This is a genomic window from Rhodovulum sp. DZ06 (assembly GCF_050586345.1).
Taxonomy (GTDB): domain Bacteria; phylum Pseudomonadota; class Alphaproteobacteria; order Rhodobacterales; family Rhodobacteraceae; genus JBOCEF01.
The window spans coordinates 1-1951 of the sequence record NZ_JBOCEF010000102.1 but is presented as its reverse complement, the minus strand read 5'-3'; the positions used below and the strand labels follow the sequence as shown (position 1 = coordinate 1951).

At 73.6% G+C, this 1951-nt stretch carries 1 protein-coding gene; it reads right to left on the bottom strand.

Features of this window, described 5'->3' with window-relative positions; translation table 11 throughout:
* Positions 1-89 precede the first annotated feature (89 nt).
* A partial coding sequence (locus ACQ5SO_RS21315) for a helicase-related protein (protein ID WP_430943666.1) occupies positions 90-1951 on the bottom strand: 1862 nt, incomplete at its 5' end.

Sequence of the window (1951 nt, the reverse complement as noted above, 5' to 3'; positions counted from 1 at the left end):
CCCCCCCCCCCCCCCCCCCCCCCCCCCCCCCCCCCCCCCCCCCCCCCCCCCCCCCCCCCCCCCCCCCCCCCCACTTTAACCCAAGAAAATCACCCCAGGCCCGCCTCGCGCATCAGGGCGGCGGCTTCCTCCTCTTCCAGCCGCAGGCGGGCCTCGCCATGGATCGGCACCTTCCCGGCCTCGAGCAGCAGCGGCGCGGCGAGGGGCGTCACGTGGGGCGCCTTCACATGGCGCACGGCCCCGGCGGCGCGGGCGCACATCTCCTCGATCCGGTCGAAATCCACGAGGCCCCGCATCGCCTCGTCCCGCGTGATCCGCAGCATCAGGTGGTCCGGGTCGTACTTGCGCAGCGTGTCATAGAGGATGTCCGACGAGAACGTCGCCTGCCGCCCCGACTTGCGCTGGCCGGGCATGTTCCGCTCGATCAGCCCCGCCACCACGGCGGCGGCGCGGAAGGTGCGCTTCATCACCGCGTTCTCGCCGAGCCAACCGTCCAGCCCCTCGCGCAAGCCTTCCACGGCCAGCAGCGGCGCCGGATCCTCCACCGCCTCAAGCCCCCAGATCAGCAGCGCGTAATCCGAGGCGACGAAGCCCAGCGGCGCCAGCCCGGCCGCCTCCATCCTGCGCGTCAGCAGAAGCCCCAGCGTCTGCATCGCGTTGCGCCCGGCAAACCCGTAGACGCACAGGTGCTGCCGCCCGTGATGGGGGAACGTCTCGCACAAGAGCCCCTCGCGCGTGGGCAGTTCCGAGATCCGCGCCTGCGTCCCCAGCCAGTCCTGCACGTGGCCCGGCAGCGCGCCCCAGCGCCCCGGGTCCTGCAGGATCTCCAGCACCCGGTGCGCGAGCAGGGTCGAGGTCGCCAGCTTGGTCCCCGAGAACACCGCGATCTTCGGCTCCTTGCCCCCGCGGGTCACCTCCAGCGCCATCTCGCGCAGCGCCGTCATCCGCACCACCTCGCCGCCGATCAGGAAGGTGTCGCCGGGGGCGAGCGAGGCGGCGAAGGCTTCCTCGACCTCGCCCAGCTTCGGGCCGAAACCGCGCTTGCCCGCCAGCCGCACGCCCAGCTTCTCGGTGTCCACGATGGTGCCGAGATTCATGCGGATGATCCGGGCCGAGCGCGGGTCGCGCAGGCGCATCCTGCCGTCCGGCCCCTCCATCAGCCGTTTCCAGCGGTCATAGGCCTTCAGCGCATAGCCGCCGGTGGCGCAGAACTCGAGGCAATCGTCGAAGGCGGCGCGCGGCAGCCCGGCATAGCCCCCGGCGCGGCGGACCTCGGCGAACAGGGCGGTCGGGTCGAACGGCCCGGCGCAGGCGGTGGCGAGGATGTGCTGGCAGAGCACGTCCAGCGCCCCCGGCGGGCGCGCCTCGCCGTCGAGGTCATGGGCGCGCACCGCCTCCAGAGCGGCCACGCACTCCACCTCCTCGAACCGGTTGGCGGGGACGAGGATGGCGCGCGATGGCGCGTTGAAGCGGTGATTGGCCCGCCCGATCCGCTGCACCAGCCGCTTGACGTTCTTCGGCGCGCCGACCTGGATCACCAGGTCCACGTCGCCCCAGTCGATCCCGAGGTCGAGCGAGCCGGTGCAGACCACGCCGCGCAGCGCCCCCGCGGCCATCGCCGCCTCCACCTTCCCGCGCGCCTCGCGCGAGAGGGAGCCGTGGTGCAGGCCGATGGGCAGCGTCTCGTCATTCACGGCCCAGAGCGCCTGGAAGAACAGCTCCGCCTGCGCGCGGGTGTTGATGAAGACGAGGGTGGTGTTCGCCTTGCGGATCTCCTCCATCACCGCCGCGGCGGCGTGACGCCCCCCCTGGCCGGACCAGGGCGGCGGGGTCCCGGCGGAGAGGATGGTGATGTCGGGGTCGGGCCCCGGGTCGGCCAGCAGCAGGCGGCCGGGTTGCGAGGGGGGAGAGGGGGGGCGCGCCTGCGCCGACGCGCCGCCGCCGTCCTGAT